Genomic DNA, 25,518 nt, shown 5'->3' on the forward strand with positions numbered 1-25,518 from the left:
TAGTGAGTATTAATATGGGCTATTGGCTTAGTTTTACATGACTTTGTTTGCAGGCTTCAAATTTCATTTCACGAATAGTGTTTAATTTTGTAAATAAGGGAGCACCGAATGCGACTTAATAAACTCATTTCATCTATCGTCCTGGCGCTGGGTGCATCGTTCGCGGTTTCATCCGTAATGGCTGCGGAAATCACCGGCGCAGGCGCGTCATTTCCTTACCCGATATATGCAAAGTGGGCCGAATCATACAAGGCAGCAACTGGGAACAGCCTGAACTATCAATCAATCGGTTCGGGCGGTGGTATCAAGCAGATCAAAGCCAAAACCGTTGACTTTGGTGCCTCGGATATGCCATTGAAGGCAGAAGAGTTAGCCGCTGACGGTTTGATGCAATTTCCAGCGATCATGGGTGGCGTAGTGCCGGTCGTTAATCTTGAGGGCGTCACACCGGGTCAGCTCAAACTGACGGGTGCTGTATTGGGCGATATCTATCTGGGCAAGGTTACCAAATGGAACGCGCCAGAAATCGCTGCACTCAATCCGGGCGTCAAACTACCAGCCAGCGATATTACTGTCGTCTATCGTGCTGATGGATCAGGTACGTCGTTCGTATTCACGAGTTACCTGTCGAAGGCCAACCCAGGATTTAAAACTGGCGTAGGCGCTGGTACTGCAGTGAAATGGCCGGTCGGCGTGGGCGGTAAAGGTAATGAAGGTGTTGCTGCAAATGTCCAGAAGATCAAAGGTTCAATTGGCTATGTTGAATACGCCTACGCAAAAAAGAACAAGCTTCAGCATACGCAACTGAAAAATCATGACGGCACATTTGTACAACCTGACGATGAGACTTTCAAAGCTGCTGCTGCGGGTGCGGACTGGGCCAAGACCCCTGGTTTTGCACTGGATTTTACAGATGCCGCAGGAAAAAACAGCTGGCCTATCACTAGCGCTTCTTTCATCTTGCTGCATAAATCGCAAGCAGACGGCGTAAAAGGCAAGGAAGTGTTGAAGTTTTTTGATTGGGCCTACAAAAATGGTGGCGCATCAGCCACTGAGCTGGATTATGTAGCGATCCCGGCATCGGTTGTTAAGTTAGTGACTGAAGCGTGGAAAAACGACATTAAAGACAGCGCAGGTAAGGCAATCTGGTAACTGGCTTTGCTCATTGAGCAAATCCCGGTTGCTGCAGCAATAAATAAATTGTCAATATAAGCTAGCAGTAAAAGGCATCGCTCGTTATTGGTCTCATCAAGGCGGTGTCGTTTAAAATGCAGCAACGGGCGGTTTTAACAGACCGCCCGTCTGTAACACGGCTTTACCGCAATTTACCTTTAAAAGCCCCTTACGTTGTCAACTTAGTCGTTCATTTCACGCACTGCATACCACTTATAGCGTGACCGGATGGGTACAAGATTTTTTATAAGTCCCGGATTTATAGACGGACATGACACACACTTCATCGGATTTCGCTACGCATGAGCGCAAATATTCCTGTTATGGCACAGCCAGTCTCCCTTCAGCCTAAGAGCGTTGACCAAGCGGGTTTGTCGCAACAAGCACTGCTTGTCACGATGCGCAAACAACGCATTCAGGATTTCTTTTTTCATAAAATTACGATGGGATTCTCGCTCATCGTATTATTTGTCCTAATGGGCATTATCGTCTCGTTAGCTATCGGCGCATGGCCGGTTTTTCACGCTTTCGGACCATCCTTTATCACCAGTCTTGAGTGGGATCCGGTGAACGACCAGTACGGTGCGCTGACGGCCATTGGCGGCACGCTGGTGACATCGTTTATCGCGCTGGTGATTGCGTTCCCTATCAGCTTTGGCATCGCTTTATTTTTAACCGAAATATGTCCTTCCAGATTACGTCAGCCTCTGGGTACGGCGGTTGAACTTTTGGCCGGCGTCCCAAGTATCATTTATGGCATTTGGGGCTTGTTCGTTTTTGCCCCGCTTTTTGCCGAATATGTGCAACCATTGCTGGCTAATACTTTGGGCCATATCCCCGGTATCGGCATTTTATTCTCTGGACCGCAAATGGGCATCGGGATCCTCACTGCCGGATTGATTCTGGCGGTTATGATAATTCCTTTTATAGCTTCCGTGATGCGCGATGTTTTTGAAGTGGTCCCCGCGGTATTAAAAGAATCCGCATACGGTCTCGGCTGTACACGTTGGGAAGTTGTTCGGAAGGTTGTATTGCCATATGCTAAAACTGGCGTAGTAGGCGGCGTCATGCTGGGACTAGGTCGCGCTCTGGGTGAGACCATGGCGGTGACCTTCGTGATCGGCAATTCGCACCGTTTATCGTGGTCGTTATTTGGTGCTGGTAACAGTATTGCATCGACCCTCGCAAACGAGATTGCTGAAGCGTCTTCAACATTGCACGTTTCCGCGCTGTTTGCGTTGGGTCTTATCTTATTCGTTATTACATTTTTGGTGCTTTCGGCAGCTAAGTTGATGTTGATGGGAATGTCCCGTAAAGAAGGTGCCAAATGAGCGCGCAGAATTCAGACTTGGTTTCACAGACTTTTCCGGTCAATCCATCTGCTGACAAGGTCTACCGCAAGCGTATATTGGTCCATAAAATTGGCATGGTGATGTCGTTTCTGGCGATGGCGTTCGGACTGATAGTGTTGACCTGGATTTTGGCGACCCTTGTCTACAAAGGTTTGGGAGCCATGAACCTTGGGTTGCTGACGCAAAATACGCCTTCGCCCGGTGGCGAGGGTGGCGGGTTGATGAATCCCATTGTTGGCAGCCTGATGCTGGTGGGTTTAGCAACGCTGATCAGTACGCCTATCGGCATACTTGCCGGGATTTATCTGGCTGAATATGGAGAACAAAGCAAACTTGCCCAAGTGACACGTTTTGTCACTGACATTATGTTGTCGGCCCCTTCGATTGTGATTGGTCTGTTTGTGTATGCGATCTATGTCGCCAAAATTGGCCATTTTTCGGGGTGGGCCGGAACCTTCGCACTATCGCTGATTGCGGTACCGGTTGTGGTGCGCACCACTGACAATATGCTTAAGCTGGTGCCCGGAAATTTGCGCGAAGCGGCCTTTGCACTTGGTGCGCCCCGCTGGAAAGTTGCTTTGACGGTGCGTTTGCGTGCGGTTAAGGCGGGCGTAGTGACCGGCGTGTTGCTGGCCGTGGCGCGGATCGCAGGTGAAACTGCACCATTGCTGTTTACCGCATTAAACAATCAGTTTTATAGCACCAACATGAATAAGCCGATTGCTAATTTGCCCGGCGTAATTAACCAGTTTGCTAATAGTCCCTACGATAATTGGGTGGCGCTGGCGTGGGCAGGTGCGTTGCTGATTACCCTTGGTGTATTAATTCTGAACATCATCGCACGGACCTTATTCAGCCAAAAAATTCCGGGTTGAGAATCTGCTTGCAGAAGGCGCGGGAATTACTTTCATCGCGTAGCGTCAGCATACACTTGAACCAGATATTGAAAACCGCACTACACTTTTTTGGGATCCTTAGCGCACACCGCCTATTTGATGTTCGCGAAGAACATCGGCGACACGCGGTAGGTTCCCGGAGAAGTCTATTTAACATTGCTCCTAATGACTGCGATTGCCATGACTAACCAAACACTTCAAAGCCACGACGGGTCTAAAAAGCCGACGATAGAAATTTCAAAGCTGAATTTTTTCTATGGCAATTTTCAGGGATTGAAAGATATTAATCTGCATATCAACGAGAAAAAGGTGACAGCCTTTATCGGACCTTCCGGCTGCGGCAAGTCCACATTGTTGCGTACGCTTAACCGAATGTACGATCTTTATCCCGGTCAGCGTGCTGAAGGACAGATTATGTACGGAGGTAAAAATATTCTGGATGCCGGTCAGGATCTGAATATGTTGCGGGCCAAGGTCGGGATGGTATTTCAGAAGCCGACACCTTTTCCTATGTCGATTTACGACAATATCGCTTTTGGCATTCGTTTGTACGAAAAACTGCCAAAGGGTGAAATGGATGAGCGCGTGGAATGGGCACTGACCAAGGCGGCGCTGTGGGGCGAGGCCAAAGATAAATTGAACAAAAGCGGCCTGAGCCTTTCTGGCGGTCAGCAACAACGTCTATGTATTGCGCGCAGCGTTGCGGTCCGCCCAGAAGTCCTTTTGTTGGACGAGCCGACCTCGGCACTCGATCCGATCTCCACTGCCAAGGTAGAAGAGCTGATTACCGAACTGAAGCAGGATTACACCATTGCCATCGTCACGCACAATATGCAACAGGCCGCACGTTGCTCGGATTTTACGGCATATATGTATCTGGGCGAGTTGGTGGAGTTTGGTCAGACCGATCAGATATTCATGAATCCGGCGCGGAAAGAAACGCAGGATTATATTACCGGTCGCTTTGGATAACCGTATTGATTAATTCGGCATGCAAAAAAATGCCAATTCTTTTTTTGAATCTTATTCAATCCGTATAGAACTGTAAGGAAACCCCAGATGATAGGCGAACACTCTTCAAAGCAATATGATTCCGACCTGGAAACGATCCGCTCTAAAGTTTTGCTCATGGGCGGCTTGGTCGAGCGGCAATTTCAGGAGGCGATGAACGTCTTTCACAATGGCAATATTGCCGCTGGCGAACGTGTCATCAAAGATGACGACCAGGTCAATTTACTCGAAGTAGAGCTCGATAATGCCTGTAGTCACCTTATCGTACGACGTCAGCCGACCGCAAACGATTTGCGCGTAGTGATGGCGACAGTTAAAGTGATTACCGATTTGGAGCGCGTCGGTGACGAGGCCGCTAAAATCGCTCGTACAGCTATTCATTTGCATAAACGTGGCATCGGTAGCATCGATCATAGCGAAACGGTGCGGGTAATTGCCACGGCGGCGGCGGATTTATTGCATGACGCGCTAGATGCACTGGCACGACTGGATGAAAAGCAGGCCATCAAACTGATTTCAGATGACGCCATTATTGATCGAGATTTTCGGTCAATCATGCGCAATGTCATCACCTATATGATGGAAGACCCGCGCACGATTTCTGCATCGATGGATACTCTGTGGGTCGCCAAGGCCATTGAGCGTATCGGGGATCACGCCAAAAACATTGCCGAATTTGTCATTTACATTGTCGAAGGCAAAGACATTCGGCATACCGATTATGCGGCGACTCACCTTGATGCGGGCACCTGATCTGTGCGGGCGTTTTACAAAAAACGTCAGTGGCAGGTTGGAGCGTCAAAAAGACAGGGGATAACATGTATGTTTTCATTTTACGGCTTGCACACCTCAATATGAACCTATACCGATGATTGCTGACCAAGCATCTATCCTCATTATTGAGGACGAACCATCGATTGCCGAATTAATCGAGTACACCATGACCGAGGCCGGTTTGAGCTCCGTCGTAGCCTTCACAGCAGCCGAGGGCTGGTCTGCAATTCAGCGTCGGACGCCGCAACTAATCTTATTGGACTGGATGCTGCCGGACCAAAGCGGACTCCGATTCTTATCGCGGTTGCGCGCTGAGCGACAGTTCCAGTCAACGCTGGTGATGATGCTGACGGCCAAGAGCATGGAGGAGGATAAGATATCCGGACTGGATAATGGCGCTGACGATTATATGACCAAGCCGTTTTCTCCGCGCGAACTTACGTCCCGCGTAAAGGCACTGCTGCGACGCAAAAATCCCGATCAGATGACGGGTGTCATGTCGGCTGGCGTTGTGACGCTCGATCCAGCGAGTTGCTCGGTTTTGATGAACGAGCAGAAAATCGATATCGGACATGCGGAATATCGCTTGCTAAAGTTTTTTATGGCGAATCCCGATCGGGTTTTTTCGCGCAGCCAGCTACTGGATAAAGTGTGGGGCGATCACGTGGTGATTGAAGAGCGCACAGTTGATGTACATATCCTGCGTCTGCGGAAGGCTTTGCACGAGGTCGATAACCTGATCCGTACCGTGCGCAGCGTCGGCTATATGCTGTCGACAAAGTAACAGGATGCTTGCAAAACCGCCCACAAAGGCTACTTGCCGCAACTTGCAATTTGCATCGCCAGGACTTGTAGCCCAATATTAAGATAAGGTTGCGTATGTCTTAATATACCTGCGGAGATTTACGATTCTGCGTCGTTGCGCCTCACGTCTATTCTCTTTACTTATTTGCTTCATCTTATTTGACCCTATGAATCCAAAGATGTTGTTCTGGATACCGGCAGCTCTTCGACTGCTGATGATTTTTGGCGCTTCGGCCATTGTATGTTTTTGTTTTGGCCTGACCGCCGGGCTGCTGTTCTGCCTGTTCACAATGTTCGTCATGGTGGTGTTGCAGCTCCATTATTTATATCGTTTGGGCGGTTGGCTTGATAATCCTCAAGGCCAGAAATTGCCTGATGGTTGGGGTGCCTGGACTGACATTTTTTCGCGTTTGTATCGACTGCGACGTGATGACGAAAAAAATCAGGCCGAACTGTCCGAATGGCTGGCCCGCTTTCGTCAAGCCATGCATTTGTTGCCGGATGGCGTCGTCATCATGGACGATGTTTTATTTCTGGAGTGGTGCAATCCTGCCGCCGAGCGCCATCTAGGGCTTCGACACGGCCGCGATAAGGGGATGCGCGTCACCAATTTAATCCGCAATCCGGATTTTATCGATTACATCATTCTGGGGCGCTACGATCAGCCTTTGCTGCTGAATTTGCGAGAGCGCAAGCTAGTGGTGCAAATTATCCCATTTGAGAATCGCCGTCAGATTCTGGTCACGCATGACGCCACCGAATCAGAACGCATTGACATGATGCGACGCGATTTTATTGCCAATGCGTCACATGAATTGCGAACGCCGCTCACCGTGATCAACGGCTTTCTGGAGATCGCACAGGCGCATCCGAACCTTGATCCACAGGTGCGGGCCGGACATTTGAAGATGATGTCCGAGCAAGGGCAACGCATGCAGAACTTGATAGGCGACATGCTGACCCTGACACGGCTTGAATCGATTGACTATCCGATGCGCCCGGAGCCGGTATTCATTGAAGCCATGCTGAAAAATATTTTGCAAGAAGTCGAAATATTATCGGCTGGGCAACACGTTTTTTCTTTGCGCATTGAAGGCCCGGATATTAATGGCAATACCGAAGAACTCCGCAGTGCTTTTAATAATCTGGTATCTAACGCGGTGCGGTATACGCCTGCTGGCGGAAAAATTGATTTACTTTGGCAAAATACGCAGATTGGTCCGCAATTTGTCGTACGCGACACGGGTATCGGCTTTAGCCGCGAGCATATTTCACGTCTGACTGAACGCTTCTATCGGGTCGATAAAAGCGGTTCCCGTGAAACCCGCGGCACCGGCCTTGGCCTTGCGATTGTCAAGCATGTTCTGCTGCGACATGGTGGTGTGCTGGGGGTAGAATCCAGTCCTGAAAAAGGAAGCGTCTTTACCGCCCGTTTGCCCGCATCCTCGGTACGTGCGAACAAAGTCACGTTGGATTGACGGTAGTCCTCGTTGGGCAAAAAACGCACATCGCCGATTGTGATGCCCGTGATACCAAGCGGTATGATGGGCATCAAGAACCGTGCAGGGAAATACTTTCCCGCGGCGTGGGACGATATCGTTATTAGGGCGCACGTCAATTTTTAGTCGTTCACGCGGGGACGATGCGTGTAGGTTAAAATTCGTGGCTCTGACAGTCGCCTTTACGAATCGTTACCTCATGAAATCTTGCTTAATTAGCCATCACCCCCACGCCCATCGTTCGCGCCTTGCTATTTTGGCTGGGCTGTTTCTGGTCGCTGCTTGCACGACGATAGCCCCCCGTGCGCCAATTATGCCGGCTGAGTCGGTGCCAGTTGTACAGAAAGAGGCTCCACGTCACGTCAAGATAGGATTGGCCCTTGGCGGCGGAGCGGCGCGCGGATTCGCCCACATCGGGGTCATTAAAGCATTGGAAGCCCAAGGCATCGTCCCAGACATTATAGTGGGCACCAGCGCAGGCAGCGTTGTCGGTGCCCTGTATGCAGCGGGCAATAACGGTTTCGCATTACAAAAACTTGCATTAAAGATGGACGAAGCTGCCTTCTCTGACTGGTCCATACCGCTTTTTGCAAAAGTAAGTGGCGTACTCAAAGGAATAGGCATAGAAAATTATGTAAATAATACTATCGGCAATGTACCCATTGAAAAATTGAAAATCCCCTTTGGTGCAGTCGCTACGGACTTGAATTCGGGACAGCCGATCCTCTTTCGACGCGGTAATACGGGATTGGCGGTACGCGCATCTTCTGCGGTGCCCGGTGTATTTCAGTCGGTTAAAATCGGCTCGCATCAATACGTAGACGGCGGATTGGTGGCACCCGTGCCGGTACGTTTTGCAAAGGAAATGGGTGCCGACTTTGTGATTGCGGTCAATCTATCGGCGGTGCCGGAGGCGCAGGCGGCATCTAGTTCAGTCGATGTGTTACTTCAAACCTTTGCGATTATGGGCCAGACGATAAATAGTGTGGACCTGAAGGAGGCGGACATCGTGATTCGTCCGAGTCTACATGCCATGAAAGCCAATGATTTTAATTCCCGCAACATGGCGATCCTTGCGGGCGAGCAGGCTACGATGACGCTCATGCCCGAGATTAAAAAGAAGTTGCTTGAAAAACGTGGTGGCTAATCCTGCCGTGTGAGTTCGGCGCGGTAGCGCCGATGGGAACCGGTTAACTGCAAGGCTAAAAAAATACTACCATGCCGCAAGTCGTTCAAATAACAAAAAGCCACGTCCAAGGACGTGGCTTTTTGTTACCGAAATCTTTGCCATCGCCGCCGTATTTATTGGAGCAATGCAGCGAGTATTATTATTTTTGGCTAGCACTGATGTTGGCTACCGTGGCAGGGTCAAGGTCGCTGATGCGTCTTGCGCCATTAAAACGGTTTTTCCAATACGCCAGGTCCATACTTTCGACTCGAACCGACGATCCGGTGCGCGGCGCATGGATGAATTTATTGTCACCAAGGTAAATGCCAACGTGAGAAAAACTTCGCTTTAGCGTGTTATAAAATACCAGATCGCCGGGTTTCAAATCATCTCTGTCGATTTTTTCGCCTTCATGACTGAGTTCGGCGGAGGTACGCGGAAGCTCAATGCCGAGCGCTTGCTTGAAAACATAGCGTACCAAGCCGCTGCAATCGAGACCGGTTTGTGGGGTGTTGCCACCGTATTTGTAATTGATTCCGATCAAACCGATCGCGCTTTGCGCCAGATCGGAGGCGCGCTCTGTGAGTTGCTCGGTGAATATTTGGAACTTACTGCGGAGCGGCTGTGAAGAAGGATGGTTGTCGAGATCTGTGATGTCACTTGACCATGCCGGGCTGGCTATCGAGCAACTGGCGAGTAGAATCCCCGTCATTGCTAAAACACGAAATAAGGGGAACGCTATTTTGATCGTCATCGTAATTGAGGCTCTGGTCAAGTGACCACGTGAATGTAAGTGAATAAAAGTCCAGTCGACTAATTTCATAACCTATAGGGCGCCTTAAGACGTCAGCCAAGGTTACAACGGAAGTTTAGTTTCAAAGGGCTTAACTCAAGATGCATAACGACACGGCAAATTCGGTTGCAAGTTCCCCAATCAAGTGCTTAATCGCTGATTTTAATCGATAAATTCAATTTTCGTATAAATTATTTTGCCGAATTTCTATTGGGCTACCACCATCACGCCTCACTCAAGTACAATATTTCCTATTACCTAAGGAGAAATAATGAAATCGAAACAAGTATTAACACTAGATGATCTAAAGAAAATTGCTGGCGCCGCAGAAGCCGAAGCCAAAGCAAACAATTGGGCGGTAACAATTTCTATTGTTGATGATGGTGGTCATTTATTGTGGTTGCAGCGTCTGGATGGCGCGGCGCCGATTTCTGCGCATATCGCACCTGCCAAAGCCAAAACTGCTGCCTTGGGCCAGCGCGAATCAAAAGTATACGAAGACATGATTAACAATGGTCGTTTTTCATTCATCACGGCACCTAATCTGGAAGGTCTGCTTGAGGGCGGTGTGCCTATCGTTATAGACGGTCAATATCTTGGCGCAGTGGGCGTGTCTGGCGTCAAGTCAACGGAAGATGTTCAAATTGCCAAGGCCGGTATCGCTGCTCTGACTGCCTGATAAGGTCTGGATAAATAAGTATCAAGTGTGGAGAGAAGGGGGACGCACATTTCTGTGCGTGTATCGCTTTTACTTCACCATTTAGTCCGCAAGAATTTATTGTAAATAGATGGCGAACCTAGCGGGATGCACTGCAAGGCACTCGTTGCGGCACAGCGTGAGCAGCGGCCAACGCCGCCGCGCGCCGGACAGGGCCGTCAGATATTACAAGAATTTTTGGGGGCTACTCCGGTAATCAATTAGTAGTAATCAATGACTCTTCATTCAAAAATAATTTTGTTTTTATTGTGATAATCATTTGACAAATTTATTTTGTAGCATGTTCATCGACGCCAGAGTTGTAAGCGTGAATTAAACGGATTATTGCGGGCGCGGACGCAGCATTACTCCACTGGTTCAGCGCGGCGCTGCCAACGTTGCAATAATCCAGGTCATTTTGTACATGACGCCAGGCTGTCTGGATTGTCGGAAGGGCGGTTTTACTCTATAATCGCAGGGTTAAGCCCAATTTACTCCGCCGTAGCGCATACATTCTCAATTCGTCTCAAAAAGACTATTTAATTCTCCAGGTTCCTTGGAGGTTCATTAGCGGTCGTTTGGAACAGCGCAGCGGCGGTAACAACATCAGGAGTTACCTTTGCCGCCATTTTTTACTGGCCATGCTGTTCCGGCCGTCCTAGCGCTAGCTGATGGATCGATTTTTCAAGGTTTTTCAATTGGCGCTGTCGGCCAAACGACCGGCGAAGTGGTATTTAATACCGCAATGACCGGTTACCAGGAAATTCTTACCGATCCAAGCTATAGTCAACAAATCGTCACATTGACTTACCCTCATATCGGCAATACCGGCGTCAACCCTGAGGATATCGAGTCCTCACGCGTACACGCAGCCGGCTTGATCATTCGTGATTTGCCGCGATTAATTTCCAATTTTCGCTCTACGCAAACGCTTGAGTCTTATTTGCAAGAAGCAAATATAGTCGCCATTGCAGGAATCGACACGCGTAAATTGACGCGCATTTTGCGTGAAAAAGGTGCCCAAAGCGGTGCTATTGTAACGGTTGATGCAGATATTGCGTCTGCTACGGCGAAGGCGCTCGAGTTGGCCCGAAGCTTCCCCGGTTTGTCCGGCATGGATTTGGCTAAAGTGGTTTCTGCCACCAAATCGTATAGCTGGAGCGAGACTGAATGGCGTCTCGGTCGCGGTTACGACCAACAAATCACCCCTAAATATCATGTCGTAGCGTTTGACTATGGCGTCAAATTCAATATTCTGCGCATGCTCGCCGCACGTGGTTGCAAAGTGACCGTATTGCCCGCGCAGGCAACGGCGGCTGAAGCACTGGCGCTCAATCCTGACGGCATATTCCTTTCCAACGGTCCTGGCGATCCAGAGCCTTGCGACTACGCGATTGCTGCGGCCAAAGAATTGATCGAACGTGGTATTCCTACTTTTGGTATCTGTCTCGGGCACCAGATCATGGCGTTGGCCTCTGGTGCCAAGACCATGAAGATGAAATTCGGCCATCACGGTGCCAATCATCCGGTCCAGGACCTTGATACCAAGCAGGTAATGATCACTTCGCAGAATCACGGTTTTGCTGTTGATGCTACCACCTTGCCAGCGAATTGCCGCGTAACTCACGTTTCATTGTTCGACGGTTCACTGCAAGGTTTTGCCCGCACTGACAAGCCAGCTTTTTGTTTTCAGGGTCACCCGGAAGCATCACCCGGGCCGAATGACGTCGCCCCTTTGTTTGATCGCTTTGTGGCGATGATGGAGAAAAATAAAAATGCCTAAGCGTACCGATATAAAAAGCATCCTGATTATAGGTGCTGGGCCGATCATTATCGGCCAGGCCTGCGAGTTCGATTACTCTGGCGCACAAGCCTGTAAAGCACTGCGCGAAGAAGGTTATAAAGTCATTCTGGTCAACAGTAACCCTGCAACCATCATGACCGATCCCGAAATGGCCGATGTCACTTACATCGAACCAATTACATGGCAAGTCGTTGAGCGCATTATTGCTAAAGAAAAGCCAGATGCCATTTTGCCCACGATGGGCGGCCAGACCGCACTGAATTGCGCATTGGATTTGCATCATCAGGGCATCCTTACCAAGTACAACGTTGAATTGATCGGTGCTTCGCCAGAGGCAATCGACAAGGCAGAAGATCGCTCCAAATTCAAAGCCGCGATGACCAAAATTGGCTTGGGTTCGGCCCGGTCGGGTGTTGCGCACACCATGGATGAAGCCTGGGTTGTACAAAAAGAACTCGGCTTCCCAACCATCATTCGCCCGTCGTTCACGATGGGTGGAACGGGTGGCGGTATCGCTTACAATGCCGAAGAATTCGAAACGATTTGCAAGCGCGGTCTGGAAGCTTCGCCCACTAAAGAGTTGTTGATTGAAGAGTCTTTGATCGGTTGGAAAGAATTCGAGATGGAAGTTGTACGCGATAAGGCGGACAACTGCATCATCGTCTGCTCTATCGAAAATCTTGATCCGATGGGTGTGCATACCGGTGATTCAATCACGGTTGCGCCAGCGCAGACATTGACGGACAAAGAGTATCAGATCATGCGTAACGCTTCTCTCGCAGTGTTGCGAGAGATCGGCGTTGATACGGGTGGTTCCAACGTGCAGTTTTCAATCAATCCTGCGGATGGCCGGATGATTGTGATTGAGATGAACCCGCGTGTATCACGCTCATCAGCATTGGCCTCAAAGGCGACTGGTTTCCCGATCGCTAAAATTGCTGCAAAGCTGGCGGTCGGCTTTACGCTGGATGAATTGCGTAATGAAATCACTGGCGGCGCAACACCTGCATCATTTGAGCCTTCAATTGATTATGTAGTCACCAAAATTCCGCGTTTCGCGTTTGAAAAATTTCCTACCGCGGATGACCATCTGACTACACAAATGAAGTCAGTTGGTGAAGTGATGGCGATTGGCCGCACGTTCCAGGAGTCATTCCAGAAAGCATTGCGCGGACTTGAAGTCGGCGTAGATGGCATGAACGAAAAAACCCAGGACCGTGAAGTCATCGAAGAAGAACTCGGCGAACCCGGCCCGGACCGCATCTGGTATGTTGGAGACGCTTTTGCCCAAGGTTTTAGCTTGGAAGAAGTGCATCAGCTGACGCATATCGACCCGTGGTTTCTGTCCCAGATCAAAGAAATCGTCGATACAGAGTTATGGCTAGAAAGCACGCAAACGCTGGAAGGTCTGGATCGCGACACCTTGTATAAATTAAAACAACAAGGTTTTGCCGATCGTCGTCTGGCTAAGTTGCTGAAGGTTACCGACACTGAAGTTCGCGCTAAACGTCACGCACTCAACCTGCGTCCGGTGTACAAGCGGGTGGATACCTGCGGCGGCGAATTCTCAACCAATACAGCCTACATGTACTCGACCTACGAGGAAGAGTGCGAGTCGAATCCAACCGACAAAAAGAAAATTATGGTACTCGGCGGCGGTCCTAACCGTATCGGCCAAGGGATTGAGTTCGACTATTGTTGCGTTCACGCGGCCCTGGCTTTACGGGCAGACGGTTACGAGACCATTATGGTCAACTGTAATCCAGAAACTGTCTCGACTGATTACGATACTTCCGACCGCCTGTACTTTGAGTCATTGACGCTAGAAGACGTGCTTGAGATCGTCGATAAAGAAAAGCCATATGGCGTCATCGTACAGTACGGTGGTCAGACGCCCTTAAAATTGGCGCTGGATCTTGAGGCGAATGGCGTGCCGATTGTAGGTACCTCGCCGGATATGATTGATGCGGCAGAAGATCGCGAGCGCTTCCAGAAGCTGTTACATGACCTCAATCTTCGTCAACCGCCAAATCGCACTGCGCGTACCGAAGAAGATGCGCTCCGTCTGGCGCAAGAGATCGGTTATCCGTTAGTTGTGCGTCCGTCCTATGTGCTGGGTGGTCGTGCGATGGAAATCGTTCATGAGCAACGCGATCTGGAACGCTACATGCGCGAGGCGGTCAAGGTCTCGCACGATTCGCCGGTATTGCTGGATCGCTTCCTCAACGATGCGATTGAAGTAGATGTGGACTGCTTGTCAGATGGCGAGCGTACCTTCATCGGTGGCGTTATGGAACATATTGAACAAGCAGGCGTTCACTCGGGTGACTCGGCATGTTCGTTGCCGCCTTATTCGCTGGCGCCGGAAACTATTGAGGAGTTGAAGCGTCAGACAGCATTAATGGCTAAAGGTCTGAACGTAGTTGGGTTGATGAACGTGCAATTTGCGATTCAGCAGATTGATGGCAAAGATGTCGTGTTCGTGCTTGAAGTGAACCCACGCGCATCGCGTACAGTACCATTCGTTTCAAAGGCTACTGGTTTGCAATTGGCTAAAATTGCGGCGCGCTGCATGGTTGGTCAATCTTTGGATAGTCAGGGAATTAAAGACGAAGTCGTGCCGAAGTACTTTAGCGTCAAGGAAGCAGTGTTCCCGTTCGTTAAATTTCCAGGCGTTGACACTATTCTCGGACCGGAAATGAAATCAACCGGTGAAGTGATGGGTGTCGGCAAAACCTTTGGTGAAGCATTCGTTAAATCCCAACTTGGCGCAGGCATCAAGCTGCCAACTTCGGGTCAGGTATTTCTCAGCGTCAAAGCTGGCGATAAGCCACGTGCGGTAAAAGTTGCCAAAGATTTAGTAGCCATGGGCTTTTCGGTGGTCGCAACTAAAGGCACCGCTGCGGCAATTCAGGCTGCTGGAATTCCCGTAAAAACGGTTAATAAAGTCGTTGAGGGACGTCCGCACGTCGTCGATATGATTAAAAACAATGAAATCACATTGGTCATTAATACTGTAGAAGAAAAACGTAGCGCGATTGTTGATTCACGAGCAATCCGTACTTCGGCTTTGCAAGCACGTGCGGTAACGTACACGACGATTGCCGGGGCGGAAGCCGCGGTGCAAGGTATGCGTCATCTGGACGAGTTGAATGTCTATGATTTACAAGGTTTGCATAAAACCTTACACTAAGTAGATACGTACAAATAGTCTTCTTTAGACGTCCCTGGCGGAGGTCGCCGACAGTGCCGTAACTGGCACAGTCAGCGACCTCCGCCGTATTTTAGTGACCTGATAATTCACATTATCTTGAAATAGTGCTTGTGGGCTGGTGAACGCTACGAGGGTAATACTCGTGGTGAGTAAAAGCTGATTAGTATCCCAAAGCGATAGTGGATCAATTTTAGTCATTGATGTGGGGCATGGACAAGAAATTATTATTTAGATTTTTAGTCGACGGGGTTTTCATGCAAAGCACCGTAAAGGGGCGAGTGTAACGTCAGACTTGAACATAATGCTGGTGGATTATAAGGGGCGGCATAGCAACCAGCGTGCCGTCTCGTAATTCCCCCAATTGACAAACTTTAAGTAGATTTTTAATAAGACTCCTATGAGCTCAGTACCTTTAACCAAGTTTGGCGCCGAATCATTGAAAGCTGAACTAGTTCGCCTGAAAACAAAAGAACGCCCATCCGTCATCAATGCGATTGCCGAGGCGCGCGCGCATGGCGACCTGTCGGAAAACGCTGACTACGACGCAGCTAAAGAGCGTCAGGGCTTTATCGAAGGTCGTATCGCTGATTTGGAAGGTAAGCTGGGCGCTGCCCAAATTATCGATCCTACAACGCTTGATGCCGACGGTCGTGTAGTGTTCGCCGCCACTGTAGATCTTGAAGATCTCGAAACAGGTGAAAAAGTCACCTATCAGATCGTCGGTTTGGACGAAGCCGATATCAAGGTTTCAAAAGTTTCGGTCACGTCTCCGATTGCGCGTGCATTGATTGGTAAAAGTGCTGGCGATGTCGTCGGTGTTCAAGCACCATCGGGAATTCGTGAATATGAGATTTTGGAAGTGCGTTATATTTGATCTTTTTTGCTATGTATGCGGAAAGACATGAGTTAAATACATGACTTATTCACGCCTGCACATATGGGTGTCATTTCATGTGTGCATTATATTTTGCAGGGCCTGATAAGCGTGCAGCGACCATAAATATTCCAGTTGCCCGAATAGCCTATGCGCCGGGCTGAGCGACTTTTATGCAGGACACAAAGGCATCAGGGCACATTTGCCCATCGAAATTAGATTGATAAAGACCGTTTTGGGAGTCGCGATGATTGTAGTACGGGCAAGATTATTGATAACGACTTTATGGGTAGGTAGCTTGTGGACCGTCGGATATGTCGTGGCGCCGACTTTATTTGCTACCTTGGCGGATCGTGTGCTGGCTGGTACGATTGCCGGCAGCTTATTCAGGGTGGAAGCATGGTTAAGCGTCGCGTGTGGTTTGATGCTGACGTTATTATTTTGTTTTCGTACGGCAGATGATAATGCGCCGTTGCGGAAGACTTTATTGCGCCTGACATTGGCGTTGCTGGTATGCACGCTGATTGGCTATTTTGGGTTGCAGCCCTTTATGGCATCAATACGGGAAGCCACAGGCGCGGGCGGAGTAATGAGCGCTACTGCAAAAACGCAGTTTGGTATATTGCATGGCGTAGCAAGTGGAATTTATTTAATCCAAAGCTTGCTAGGCATCGGCTTGATTTTACGGTTACGTACATTGCGTTGACGCCCGTTACGGAAATATCAATGTAGGGAGATGCTCGTGACATCTTTTACCCCTGCAACTTCGGTTAATATAAGCGCTCCCATAATTGAAATTACTTAGGGTTATAGCACCTGTTAAAAAAGGCCTAAAAGCGTTGTTTCATAACGGTAGCGATCATCATGGACACCGGCCTTTCGGACGCCTTCCAACGAAATTGCGGTCCGATTAACTATAGACCTTGAAGTGATTTAGTTAAAGTGATTTGTTAAGAGTGCATTTATGAATGTGCAATGGTTATGGACTTGGAAATGACCAAGTAAGTTAATTTATGACTTGAAGATCGTAAGCGCCGCGTACTTTATGTCCGCGGCAGTACTTGTGAGGTGCAGTAGGTGCTTAAATAGTCTATTGACCAAGTGCAGATTTCTTAGGGCTCTTTTGACGTGGTTTGGTACGTTTGATATTGCCGCCAGCGGTAACGCGTTCGTTACCTTTCACCATAACTTTGGTAACTGAAGGTCGCTTAGTACCACTTGGGCTTGGTTTCACAATAGTCACTTCCCGCATACCTCTGCCCCGTGTTTCGGCACGAGCCTTGACCACATCTTTTTGCGGGCGGTACATTATCAGGAGTTTACCGATGTGTTGTACCGGCGCGGCACCGAGTTTGTCGCAAATAGTTTCGTAGATTGCAATCCGCGCTTCGCGATCGTCGCCAAACACACGCACTTTAATCAGCCCGTGAGAATTCAGGCTGTTATCGATTTCCTTTAGCAGTGAGGGCTTCAAGCCTTCTTCACTGATCAAAACTACGGGACTTAATGCGTGGGCTTCGGCGCGGAGTTCGCTGCGCTCAGCGGGTGTGAGTTTCAACATAAATAAAAAATTCCTTAAAAACGGTATTCTACGCGAATGGCAAAGAAGAAATTAAACAAAAACTGGCTACACGATCACATTAATGATCCATATGTGAAGATGGCACAGAAAGATGGCTATCGCGCCCGGGCAGCATATAAGCTTAAAGAAATCGACGAAGTTGATAAATTGATCAAGCCGGGGCAGATTATTGTCGATCTTGGGTCAACTCCCGGCAGTTGGTCTCAGTACGTCCGAAATAAACTGGCGGGGCTGGAGGGTGGGGGCATCCATGGCACCATCATCGGATTGGATATATTACCAATGGATCCCATTGCCGACGTGCATTTTATCTTGGGCGACTTTCGGGAGCAAGAGAGCCTGACGCAGCTTGAGCGCCTCTTGGCAGGGCGCAAAGTGGATCTTGTATTGTCCGACATGGCACCCAATCTGTCCGGGATTGCGATAGCCGATGCAGCCCGCATGGAGGAAATTATCGATTTGGCAATTGAGTTCTCGCTAAACCACATGAAGCCATCTGGCGTATTATTAGCTAAATGTTTTAATGGAAGAGGATACAACGAGATTTTAGGCAAATTTCGCTCCACGTTCGAAACCGTTGGCTCCAGAAAGCCAAAAGCTAGTCGTGATAAGTCCTCCGAAATATTTCTGTTGGGTCGAAGTTTAAAGAATTTTGCATAAAATCCGATCGGAACGAGTTAATTTGAGGATTTATCCTTGTTTTATGGCGGGTACGTCCACATATCCTACCTAGTATCGACGGGTGATTCCGAGTAAAATCAGGTTTCTACTAAAAGCAACAAATATAGTGCGAGCCTACCCCGAATTAATACGTAAATCGGCGCGTCGCGCGCTCAAGGAGTTCTAGTGAATAATATGTTTTCAAAAGCCGCCATCTGGGTGGTAATCGCCTTGGTGCTTTTTACCGTATTTAAACAATTCGATGCAAAGGGATTGTCTAGCGGTGCAGCGCCTATGGCCTATTCTGAGTTCATAAATGAGGTCAAGGCGGGGCATATCTCTGATGCGGTGATTGAAGACCGAAACATCATTGCCAACACGTCCGATGGCAAAAAGGTCAAAACCAGCACGACGTTCCTGGATCGTGGTCTGGTTGGCGACTTGCTCAATAACAACGTTAAGTTCGATGTTAAGCAGCCGGAAGAGCCATCTTTCTTGTCGCAAATATTTATTTCCTGGTTCCCGATGATTTTGTTGTTAGGGGTCTGGATCTTCTTTATGCGTCAGATGCAGGGCGGTGGCAAAGGCGGGGCCTTCTCTTTCGGCAAGTCAAAAGCGCGGATGCTGGATGAAACCACAAATACAGTTACTTTTGCGGACGTCGCTGGTTGCGATGAGGCTAAAGATGAAGTCTCTGAAATAGTCGATTTCTTGCGTGACCCGACTAAGTTTCAAAAATTGGGCGGACGTATTCCGCACGGTGTTTTGATGGTTGGGCCTCCAGGTACTGGTAAAACCTTGCTCGCACGTGCAATTGCTGGCGAAGCGAAAGTACCTTTCTTCACGATCTCCGGATCTGATTTTGTCGAGATGTTTGTTGGTGTTGGTGCTTCACGCGTTCGCGATATGTTCGAAAATGCTAAAAAGCATTCTCCATGTATTATCTTTATCGATGAAATCGACGCGGTCGGTCGTCATCGCGGTGCTGGCATGGGCGGCGGTAACGATGAACGCGAGCAAACGCTGAACCAGATGCTGGTTGAGATGGATGGCTTTGAGGTCAACTCCGGTGTAATCGTTATTGCCGCGACCAACCGTGCGGATGTGCTCGATAAGGCACTGTTACGCCCAGGTCGTTTTGATCGTCAGGTAGTCGTTGGGTTGCCTGACATCCGTGGCCGTGAACAAATTCTTAACGTGCACATGCGTAAAGTGCCTATTTCGACCGACGTTAAGGCTGATATATTAGCGCGTGGTACCCCTGGTTTCTCAGGTGCTGATCTGGCTAACCTTGTCAACGAAGCTGCATTGTTTGCTGCGCGTCGCACCAAGCGCCTGGTAGAAATGCAAGATTTTGAAGACGCTAAAGATAAGATTGTAATGGGGCCCGAGCGCAAGTCGGCTGTTATGCGCGAAGAAGAACGTCGCAATACTGCTTATCACGAGTCCGGCCATGCTGTTGTCGCAAAGTTGTTACCAAAAGCTGATCCGGTCCACAAAGTAACGATTATGCCGCGTGGATTTGCGTTGGGTCTGACCTGGCAGTTGCCAGAGCATGATCGTGTCAATATGTACAAAGACAAGATGCTGGAAGAGATTGCGATTCTGTTCGGTGGTCGCATTTCAGAAGAGATTTTCATGCATCAAATGTCTACTGGTGCCTCTAATGACTTTGAACGTGCAACTAAACTAGCCCGTGCGATGGTAACGCGCTACGGTATGTCAGAGACCCTTGGTACGATGGTGTACGAAGACACGGAACAAGATGCTTACTTTGGCCGGATGGCTGCGAAGACGGTTTCAGAAGCTACCCAGCAAAAGGTTGATGCAGAGATTCGTAGTATTTTGGACCAACAATACGCATTATCACGTAGCTTGCTGGAAGAAAATCGCGATAAGGTCGAGGCGATGACCAAGGCTTTGCTGGATTGGGAAACGATCGATGCCGATCAAATTAACGATATTATGGAAGGCCTTTCACCACGTTTGCCGAAATACGGCATTCCGGTCAAGAAGACGCCAACCGATAGCTCCTCTGGAGGTGTTTCTCCTACCGCAACTGCACCAGCATGATATTGATTAGACTTCTTTGTCACCGCAGCGAGCGTTGTGAGCGCCTGGCATCGTAGGCGCACAAACTGAAGCAAACTCCATGGCCTCAAATCCATGATGATTGTGAAACTTGCATAAATCAATTCGCAGCGCTCGCCCGACGCAATAGGCTACAACCTGTTAGCTAAAAGTGTGTTCAGACAAGTTCAAGAGCAATCAATATTAACAATAAAGGGTGAGGAGCAATCCTCGCCCTTTTTTCTTTCCCTGAGTAAAAGATGCAACAATATTTTCAATGTGGACGTTACCGTTTGCCGCTAGGCACGCCGAACGCAAGACCACTGGTGATGGGAATACTTAACGTCACACCGGATTCGTTTTCTGATGGCGGCCGTTTTTTTTCGCTGGAATTTGCCCTGTCGCATGCCGAGCAGATGATTGCCGATGGGGTAGATATTATCGATATTGGTGCGGAGTCCAGTCGACCGGGCAGTCCGGCGTTATCCTTATCTGAAGAATTAGATCGGCTGATGCCGGTAATTTATGCGTTGCGAGATTGTGGGAAGCCATTGTCAATCGATACTTATAAACCCGCGGTAATGCGTGAAGCGCTTGCTGCCGGGGTTGATCTGATTAATGACATTAATGCGTTTCAGGCAGACGGCGCGCTAGACGCGGTTAAGGATGGTGATTGTGGTTTGTGCGTCATGCACATGCAGGGTCAGCCTCAAACCATGCAGGATCGTCCCGCGTACAACGATGTGTTGGCACAAGTCAGCACTTTTTTACAGGGACGGGTAGAGATCATGGAGATGGCGGGGGTAGATCGCTCCCGTATTTGTATTGACCCTGGCTTTGGCTTCGGAAAAACACTTGCTCATAATCTTGTTCTCTTTGAAAATATTGGGTTAATGCAAAATTCATTGGATTTGCCACTGTTAGCGGGGATTTCTCGTAAAACTATGGTGGGGGATTTGACTGGCAAGCCGATTGAACGACGACTGGCTGGAAGTCTTGCTGCGGCGCTGGTTGCAGCGGCACAGGGTGCGAAAATAATTCGTGTTCATGACGTGACAGAAACGGTTGATGCACTTGCGGTCTGGCACGCAGGAAAAGTTAAAATTTAAAATACAGAAGCCTACCGTATGTAGGTTGGGAGCTTTTGCAGATTGCGCGCGATAGCGTGATAGCGTGATCTCGCCGATCAATCGGCGGAGAGGCGGAACGGCTTGAGTATCAGCAGTTCTACATATAGAAAAATAAGAACATAAAAAAACAGGCAATAGATGACTCGCAAATATTTCGGAACTGACGGTATTCGTGGGCGTGTGGGCATTGCGCCAATTACGCCGGATTTTGTGATGAGATTAGGTTACGCCGCAGGTAAAGTGCTTGCGCAGGCGGAATCCGCCACGGTAAAGCCAACCGTACTGATTGGGAAAGATACGCGCGTATCCGGCTATATGCTCGAAGCAGCGCTGGAAGCAGGATTTGCTGCTGCTGGTGTGGACGTTATGCTTGCCGGACCGATGCCAACCCCGGCGATTGCTTATTTGACGCGGGCGCTGCGGTTGTCCGGCGGAGTGGTGATTTCTGCCTCTCATAATCCATTCGACGATAATGGGATTAAATTTTTTTCAGAGCACGGCACTAAGTTGGATGACCGTGTCGAAGCTGCAATTGAGGCGGCGCTAGAGCAGCCTATGTTCTGTGTCACATCGGACAAGCTAGGCAAGGCCAAACGGCTTGACGATGCGCCGGGCCGTTATATTGAGTTTTGTAAAAGTACGTTCCCCAATGATCTTGATCTGCGCGGAATGACGATCGTGGTCGATACAGCGCATGGTGCTGCCTATCATATTGCGTCGCATGTTTTTCATGAATTAGGCGCAGAGGTTATCTCAATCGGTAACCAGCCGAATGGCTTCAATATCAATGCAGGCTTTGGCGCCACCGCACCGCAAGCGCTCGCGTTAGCGGTGCTGTCAAACGGTGCGGATGTGGGCGTTGCTTTGGATGGCGACGCGGATCGTCTGATTATGGTTGACGCTGCCGGTCGTATATATAACGGCGACGAATTACTTTACATCATGGTCAAAGACAGACTTAAAACAGGGGTCGTCAACGGCGTCGTGGGCACGTTGATGACGAACATGGCGCTAGAGGTGGCCTTCCATCAAATGGGCCTTGAATTTGCCCGCGCCAAAGTTGGTGATCGGTACGTGCTGGAACTATTGAAAGAGCGCGGCTGGAACTTAGGCGGCGAGGGTTCGGGACATTTGTTGTGTCTGGACAAGCACACGACTGGCGACGGCATAGTGTCGGCATTGCAAGTATTGTCCGCGTTAAGCCGTAGCGGCCAATCGCTGTCCGAAATAACGGCTGATATTAGCTTGTATCCACAAACCTTGATCAACTTGAAAGTAGCTGCCGGTTTTAACTGGCAGGAACAAGCGGAAGTTGTCGCCGAAAAAAGGGCTGTCGAGGCGGAACTTGGTGAAAGTGGTCGCGTCTTGCTTCGGGCTTCCGGCACGGAACCGTTAATTCGGGTAATGGTAGAGGCCAAAACTACTGAACTGGCTGAGTCAATGGCACGCAGGATTGCCGATAAAATTTCCTTGAAAATCGGATAAAATCCCGTGTTTAGCTTGGTATAAATTCATTAACTTTAAATATTCAGATCATAGATGTCAAAACATCACACAAACATTCTGATTGTGGAAGACGAGCCTGGCATCGCCGAGCTATTGCGATTTACGCTCGACGCTGCAGGTTTTTCCTGTGATATCGTGGTAAATGCCAACGAGGCGAGGGCGGCGATTGGTGCGATATTGCCACAGTTGGTTTTGCTTGACTGGATGTTGCCGGATACTTCCGGCCTGGCTTTATTGCAAGAGTGGCGTGCTCATAGCCGGACCGCCACTTTGCCCGTCATCATGTTGACGGCGAAGGGGATGGATGAGGATAAAGTCCGCGGTTTGAATGATGGTGCCGATGATTATATTACCAAGCCATTTTCTCCAATGGAGCTGGTAGCGCGGATTCAGGCGTTATTGCGTCGAAAAGTGCCTGAATTAGGTCATAGCGTTTTAAAGTATGGAACCATCAGTATCGACACTGATCGCTATCAGGTCTCTGTTGAGAATCAGGCCATTGCACTCGATCAGGCGGAGTTTAAATTATTACGCTTTCTTATAGCGCATCCCGAGCGCATATTTTCGCGCGCACAGCTGCTCGACAAAGTGTGGGGTGATCATACTTTTATTGAGGAGCGCACTGTCGACGTTCATATCATGCGACTGCGTAAGTCTTTAGGGCTCGCAGCCGACTATGTTAAAACGATCCGCGGCGTCGGTTATAAAATAACCTCCCATTCAACCTCATGAAACGCTGATGAATACCCACGCGCGCGCGAGTCGCAAAGCAAGAACATTTTGGGTGCCGACGTTACTGAGATTCGCGTTGCTATGCCTGATTATCTTGGCAGTCGCTGCATCGTTCGGCGTGGTCGCAGGGTTAGTCTGGTTTGGCTTGTCGCTGGTTGCTCTCCTGTTTTTGCAGATATGGTCGCTCTATCGAATTGAGCAATGGCTTGATTTGCCTTATGGCACCCCACGGCCGAAGACTTGGGGATTGTGGGCGCATGCGGCAAAGCGCTTAGAAAATGTCCGACGTGAAGATGAGCGCTCAAGGGTCGATATGGCGGAGTGGCTGGCGCGTTTTCGGCAAGCGATGAGTTTGTTGCCAGACGGCGTGGTAATAGTCGATGGCGTGATGCATTTGGAGTGGTGTAATCCGACCGCAGAAAAACATTTGGGACTTGATCAATTGCGCGATGAAGGGCGCTTGCTGACCAATCTCATTCGCGCACCGGAGTTTGTCGATTACATGTTATCAAGTCGTTTTGAACAGCCGCTAGCGTTTGTCCACCATCATCGAAAAATACAGCTGCAGTTAATCTCTTTCGATAATCGCCGTCAAATTATAGTGACGCATGACCTGACGCAAGCCGAAAAAAACGATACTTTACGGCGCGATTTTATAGCGAATGCTTCGCATGAATTGCGTACCCCATTAACCGTTATCAACGGCTTTCTGGAGCATGCTTTATCGACCGAAATGGATCACAAAACGCGTCAGCGTCAACTCAATTTGATGGCCGAGCAAGGCCAGCGCATGCAGCGACTGGTGGCAGATATGCTGGCGTTAACCAGGCTTGAGTCTTTGGTTCAGCAACCATCTGCAGAAACCGTGCGAATTCTGCCTATGCTCCATCGCATCGTGGATCAGGCGCGTGCGCTATCGGAAGGGAGACATCTGATTACCCTCGACGCTCAGGCCATTGACCTGAAGGGAAATCACGATGAACTGGAAAGTGCATTCACCAATTTATTGACCAACGCTGTGCGCTATACCCCAGACGGCGGATCAATTCAGATCAGCTGGAAGATGGTTGGCGAAGGCGCGGCGCTGGGAGTGTGCGATGACGGTATCGGAATTGCTGCAGAGCATTTGAGCCGATTGACCGAGCGATTTTATCGGGTGGACAAAACACGCTCCCGCATTACGCAAGGAACTGGTCTTGGACTGGCAATCGTGAAGCATGTTTTGCTGCGTCACCGTGGGCATTTGTTAATTGAATCGGCGCCAGGAAAGGGCAGTTGTTTTAGTGCAGTTTTTGACAGGCCCCAATTGATCTTATCCGACGTAAAAATGTAAATTATTAAAGAAAGTTTGGTTAAACATATTGACCGAAATGATGTTCGCGGGTATGATTCTGTTCTTCGGAGTGTAGCGCAGCCCGGTAGCGCACCTGGTTTGGGACCAGGGGGTCCAAGGTTCGAATCCTTGTACTCCGACCAATATTAAAGCGGGCTGTCTTAGGACAGTCCGCTTTTTCATTTTCAGAATGCTGCATACCGATAAAAATGCCTGACCAAAATATGCACCACATTTTTATCAGCATAGGTCTTCATCAGACTTAGAATTTACTGTTGCCTTGTATTGATGCTAACGTGGACTAAAATTCTTAAGCTTTTTTCTGAATTGCATTTCAATCGCTGCTTTAAAGGACGCTGTTCATTACCCGCGTTTGTGGCTATGTAAAGGAATGCTAAATTCTGAAGATGTTTATTTTTTTAACGTCGTTTTATGTTTTGCTGGTT

21 protein-coding genes and 1 tRNA gene are annotated in these 25,518 nt (G+C 49.1%); 20 read left to right on the plus strand and 2 right to left on the minus strand.

All coding sequences use genetic code 11. The features are described from left to right. Nucleotides 1-108: 108 nt before the first annotated feature. From pstS to HAV38_RS05400, 8 genes are all read left to right on the plus strand, one after another. On the plus strand, nucleotides 109-1,152 hold the full coding sequence (pstS, locus tag HAV38_RS05365) for a phosphate ABC transporter substrate-binding protein PstS (protein ID WP_168053079.1): 1,044 nt from the start codon (nucleotides 109-111) through the stop codon (nucleotides 1,150-1,152). 323 nt (nucleotides 1,153-1,475) lie between these two features. Continuing rightward, nucleotides 1,476-2,504: a phosphate ABC transporter permease subunit PstC gene (gene pstC / locus HAV38_RS05370; RefSeq protein WP_168053081.1), complete on the plus strand. Its 1,029-nt coding sequence runs from the start codon at nucleotides 1,476-1,478 to the stop codon at nucleotides 2,502-2,504. Then, a complete protein-coding gene (pstA, locus tag HAV38_RS05375; protein WP_168053083.1) occupies nucleotides 2,501-3,400 on the plus strand; it encodes a phosphate ABC transporter permease PstA in 900 nt (299 codons plus the stop codon). The genes pstC and pstA overlap by 4 nt, the downstream gene beginning before the upstream one ends. Before the next feature lie 201 nt (nucleotides 3,401-3,601). Continuing rightward, complete coding sequence (gene pstB, locus HAV38_RS05380; protein ID WP_168053085.1) at nucleotides 3,602-4,393, plus strand: phosphate ABC transporter ATP-binding protein PstB; 792 nt, start codon at nucleotides 3,602-3,604, stop codon at nucleotides 4,391-4,393. Nucleotides 4,394-4,480: 87 nt separating this feature from the next. After that, on the plus strand, nucleotides 4,481-5,185 hold the full coding sequence (gene phoU, locus HAV38_RS05385; RefSeq protein WP_168053087.1) for a phosphate signaling complex protein PhoU: 705 nt from the start codon (nucleotides 4,481-4,483) through the stop codon (nucleotides 5,183-5,185). 115 nt (nucleotides 5,186-5,300) lie between these two features. Beyond that, nucleotides 5,301-5,990 carry a response regulator gene (locus HAV38_RS05390; protein WP_168053089.1) on the plus strand — a complete coding sequence of 230 codons (690 nt, stop codon included), beginning with the start codon at nucleotides 5,301-5,303 and terminating at the stop codon, nucleotides 5,988-5,990. A 187-nt stretch (nucleotides 5,991-6,177) separates the two neighbouring features. Further along, nucleotides 6,178-7,488 (plus strand): phosphate regulon sensor histidine kinase PhoR, encoded by a 1,311-nt coding sequence (gene phoR, locus HAV38_RS05395; protein WP_168053091.1) that lies wholly within the window; start codon nucleotides 6,178-6,180, stop codon nucleotides 7,486-7,488. Between the two features lie 334 nt (nucleotides 7,489-7,822). Continuing rightward, nucleotides 7,823-8,656, plus strand: a complete 834-nt coding sequence (locus HAV38_RS05400) for a patatin-like phospholipase family protein (RefSeq protein ID WP_245182233.1) — start codon at nucleotides 7,823-7,825, stop codon at nucleotides 8,654-8,656. 181 nt (nucleotides 8,657-8,837) lie between these two features. Here the strand turns inward: HAV38_RS05400 and HAV38_RS05405 are convergent, their stop codons facing one another. Further along, entirely contained in the window at nucleotides 8,838-9,431 is a 594-nt protein-coding gene (locus tag HAV38_RS05405) for a C40 family peptidase (RefSeq protein WP_168053599.1), read from the minus strand. Between the two features lie 310 nt (nucleotides 9,432-9,741). On the opposite strand from HAV38_RS05405, the gene HAV38_RS05410 reads away from it, so the two are divergent. The 5 genes from HAV38_RS05410 (at nucleotide 9,742) to HAV38_RS05430 (ending at nucleotide 16,765) form a co-directional block, all read left to right on the plus strand. After that, nucleotides 9,742-10,149, plus strand: coding sequence for a GlcG/HbpS family heme-binding protein (locus HAV38_RS05410; protein ID WP_168053095.1), 408 nt, complete (start codon nucleotides 9,742-9,744; stop codon nucleotides 10,147-10,149). Between the two features lie 637 nt (nucleotides 10,150-10,786). Continuing rightward, nucleotides 10,787-11,950 (plus strand): glutamine-hydrolyzing carbamoyl-phosphate synthase small subunit, encoded by a 1,164-nt coding sequence (gene carA, locus HAV38_RS05415; RefSeq protein ID WP_168053097.1) that lies wholly within the window; start codon nucleotides 10,787-10,789, stop codon nucleotides 11,948-11,950. Further along, the gene (carB, locus tag HAV38_RS05420; protein WP_168053099.1) at nucleotides 11,943-15,164 is read left to right on the plus strand and encodes a carbamoyl-phosphate synthase large subunit; all 3,222 of its coding nucleotides are present in this window, start codon (nucleotides 11,943-11,945) and stop codon (nucleotides 15,162-15,164) included. Before carA ends, carB begins: the two co-directional genes overlap by 8 nt. 418 nt (nucleotides 15,165-15,582) lie before the next feature. Continuing rightward, nucleotides 15,583-16,059 (plus strand): transcription elongation factor GreA, encoded by a 477-nt coding sequence (greA, locus tag HAV38_RS05425; protein WP_168053101.1) that lies wholly within the window; start codon nucleotides 15,583-15,585, stop codon nucleotides 16,057-16,059. A 247-nt stretch (nucleotides 16,060-16,306) separates the two neighbouring features. Next, nucleotides 16,307-16,765, plus strand: a complete 459-nt coding sequence (locus tag HAV38_RS05430; RefSeq protein WP_168053103.1) for a DUF4149 domain-containing protein — start codon at nucleotides 16,307-16,309, stop codon at nucleotides 16,763-16,765. 384 nt (nucleotides 16,766-17,149) lie between these two features. On the opposite strand, the gene HAV38_RS05435 is transcribed toward HAV38_RS05430, so the two are convergent. Continuing rightward, on the minus strand, nucleotides 17,150-17,620 hold the full coding sequence (locus HAV38_RS05435; RefSeq protein WP_168053105.1) for a YhbY family RNA-binding protein: 471 nt from the start codon (nucleotides 17,618-17,620) through the stop codon (nucleotides 17,150-17,152). Between the two features lie 36 nt (nucleotides 17,621-17,656). On the opposite strand from HAV38_RS05435, the gene HAV38_RS05440 reads away from it, so the two are divergent. The 7 genes from HAV38_RS05440 to HAV38_RS05470 all read left to right on the plus strand — a co-directional run bounded on the left by HAV38_RS05440 (nucleotide 17,657) and on the right by HAV38_RS05470 (nucleotide 25,215). Then, on the plus strand, nucleotides 17,657-18,301 hold the full coding sequence (locus tag HAV38_RS05440; protein ID WP_168053107.1) for an RlmE family RNA methyltransferase: 645 nt from the start codon (nucleotides 17,657-17,659) through the stop codon (nucleotides 18,299-18,301). A gap of 186 nt (nucleotides 18,302-18,487) precedes the next feature. Next, nucleotides 18,488-20,374: an ATP-dependent zinc metalloprotease FtsH gene (gene ftsH / locus HAV38_RS05445; protein WP_168053109.1), complete on the plus strand. Its 1,887-nt coding sequence runs from the start codon at nucleotides 18,488-18,490 to the stop codon at nucleotides 20,372-20,374. Between the two features lie 257 nt (nucleotides 20,375-20,631). Next, nucleotides 20,632-21,480: a dihydropteroate synthase gene (gene folP / locus HAV38_RS05450; RefSeq protein ID WP_168053111.1), complete on the plus strand. Its 849-nt coding sequence runs from the start codon at nucleotides 20,632-20,634 to the stop codon at nucleotides 21,478-21,480. A 159-nt stretch (nucleotides 21,481-21,639) separates the two neighbouring features. Continuing rightward, nucleotides 21,640-22,986: a phosphoglucosamine mutase gene (glmM, locus tag HAV38_RS05455; protein WP_168053113.1), complete on the plus strand. Its 1,347-nt coding sequence runs from the start codon at nucleotides 21,640-21,642 to the stop codon at nucleotides 22,984-22,986. A gap of 54 nt (nucleotides 22,987-23,040) precedes the next feature. Next, the gene (locus HAV38_RS05460; RefSeq protein WP_168053115.1) at nucleotides 23,041-23,739 is read left to right on the plus strand and encodes a winged helix-turn-helix domain-containing protein; all 699 of its coding nucleotides are present in this window, start codon (nucleotides 23,041-23,043) and stop codon (nucleotides 23,737-23,739) included. A gap of 7 nt (nucleotides 23,740-23,746) precedes the next feature. Then, on the plus strand, nucleotides 23,747-25,072 hold the full coding sequence (gene phoR, locus HAV38_RS05465) for a phosphate regulon sensor histidine kinase PhoR (protein ID WP_168053117.1): 1,326 nt from the start codon (nucleotides 23,747-23,749) through the stop codon (nucleotides 25,070-25,072). Between the two features lie 66 nt (nucleotides 25,073-25,138). Then, nucleotides 25,139-25,215, plus strand: a tRNA-Pro gene (locus HAV38_RS05470). The last annotated feature ends 303 nt before the right edge of the window (nucleotides 25,216-25,518 follow it).

This window comes from Glaciimonas immobilis (genome assembly GCF_011947285.1).
Lineage (GTDB): Bacteria > Pseudomonadota > Gammaproteobacteria > Burkholderiales > Burkholderiaceae_D > Glaciimonas > Glaciimonas immobilis.